Source organism: Paraburkholderia sp. BCC1884 (genome assembly GCF_900996225.1).
Taxonomy (GTDB): Bacteria; Pseudomonadota; Gammaproteobacteria; order Burkholderiales; family Burkholderiaceae; genus Paraburkholderia.
In genome coordinates, this window is sequence record NZ_CAAJGL010000047.1 from 1 (window position 1) to 429 (window position 429).

1 protein-coding gene is annotated in these 429 nt (G+C 65.5%); it reads left to right on the forward strand.

All coding sequences use genetic code 11. The annotated features are described in order from the left end of the window. Window positions 1-50 precede the first annotated feature (50 nt). The coding region (locus tag FQ705_RS03845) for a MarR family winged helix-turn-helix transcriptional regulator (protein ID WP_144138097.1) at window positions 51-429 on the forward strand (379 nt) is incomplete at its 3' end.

Sequence of the window (429 nt, forward strand, 5' to 3'; positions counted from 1 at the left end):
CATCCGATATATAATCCGCGCTTCGACACCATGCATCGACAGGGGCGCCCATGACCCGCAAGGACAAGGCCGAGCCGGCCGTCCCGAAGCTCGCCGATTTTCTCTGCTTCGCCGTCTACTCGGCGAACCTGGCGTTCGGCAAGGCCTACAAGCCGGTGCTGGACGAGCTGGGGCTCACCTACACGCAGTACATCACGCTGGTGGCGGCCTCCGAGCAGGACGAGCAGACCGTCAGCCAGCTCGGCGAGAAGCTGTTCCTCGAGTCGAACACGCTCACGCCGATCCTGAAGAAGCTCGAGGCGATGGGCTACCTGCAACGGCAGCGCGCCGCGCACGACGAGCGTCAGGTGCTGGTCAGCCTGACCCGCAAGGGCTGGCGGCTGCGCGAGGATCTCGCCAGCGTGAGCTTGGTGGATGCCTGCGGGCTCA